Below are 1,376 nucleotides of genomic sequence, written 5' to 3' on the forward strand. Positions count from 1 at the left end.
CCAGGGGCCGTTGCATGATCGCGATCCGTCCGGATTGCCGGGCTGGCCCGGCGTTGGAGCGGACGTCCCGGTTCGGGCAGGGGGCGAACGCAGTGCAGGCACGGTCTCGGTGATCATGTGAGTGTCGAAGTCCCATGAACACTTGGCGAGTCCGTGCCTGCTCCTGCATCTTCCCTCATGCCCACCGCGCTGGACCAACTGGCCCGGACTTCCGTGTCTGCCCCACTGGTGGACGCAGTCCGCCTGTCCGGATTCCTGGACTTGCTTCCCGACCCGCGAGGCGTCCGCGGCCGCCGCTATCGCCTGTCCGCCCTGGTCACCGCAGCCGCGGCGAGTGTCCTGGCCGGCGCCCGCTCACTCACCGCGATCACGGAATGGATCAGCGACGCGCCCGCATGGGCCTGCCGCGCTCTCGGCTTCCCCGTCGACCCTCTGACCGGCACCGTGTCCGTCCCGCACCCCCACACCCTGCGCCGTCTCCTCGTCCAGCTCGATGGCGACGCCCTGGACCAGGCGATCGGAGCCTTCCTCACCGCCCGCACCACCCCGACCGGCCCCGGACTGAGGGCGATCGCTGTCGACGGCAAGGCCCTGCGCGGCTCCCGCACCGCCACCACCGCGCATGTCACCCTCCTCGCCGCGATGGACCACACCGGCCACGTCCTCGCCCAGCGTCAGGTCGCCGACAAGAGCAACGAGATCCCCGCCTTCAAGCCCCTACTGTCCACTGTCGACCTGACTGGCACGGTCATCACCGCTGATGCCCTGCACACCCAGCACGCCCACGGCACCTACCTCCGCGAACGCGGTGCCCACTACATCGCCCAGGTCAAGGCCAACCACCCCGGTCTGTTCGACCGCATCCGCCGCCTGCCCTGGCACGAGATCACGCTCGACCACTACGACCGCACCCGAGCCCACCACCGCCTGGAGATCCGGCGGCTGAAGACCGCCGCCTTCGCCCACCTCGACTACCCCGACGCCCGCCAGGCTCTTCAAGTCGTGCGCTGGAGGAAGGACTTCACCAGCGGAAAGCTCACCATCGAGCGCGTCTACCTGATCACCAGCCTGCCGCCCGGCGCGGCGACCGGCGCCCAACTCGCCGCCTGGATCAGAGGACACTGGAAAATCGAAAACCTGCTGCACCACGTCCGCGACCGCACTTTCCAAGAGGACGACTCCAAGATCCGTACCGGCCGCCTCCCACGCATCATGGCCAGCCTGCGCAATCTCGCCATCGGCGTCCACCGCCAGGACGGCCGCACCAACATCGCCGCCGCCCTACGCCACACCGCCCGCGACTGTCGCAGACCCCTGACAGCCCTCGGCCTCACCGGATGAACCCGGACAGACCTCGATCATGCAAGGAACCCTGC

Annotated in this window: 1 protein-coding gene; it reads left to right on the forward strand. The window is 69.1% G+C overall.

Annotation, left to right across the window (positions count from 1 at the left end; translation table 11 throughout):
* The first annotated feature begins 228 nt into the window (after positions 1 to 228).
* A complete protein-coding gene (locus ACWC91_RS41580) occupies positions 229 to 1,341 on the forward strand; it encodes an ISAs1 family transposase (RefSeq protein ID WP_450645079.1) in 1,113 nt (370 codons plus the stop codon).
* The last annotated feature ends 35 nt before the right edge of the window (positions 1,342 to 1,376 follow it).

The sequence above is a fragment of the Streptomyces sp. NPDC001204 genome (genome assembly GCF_053598035.1).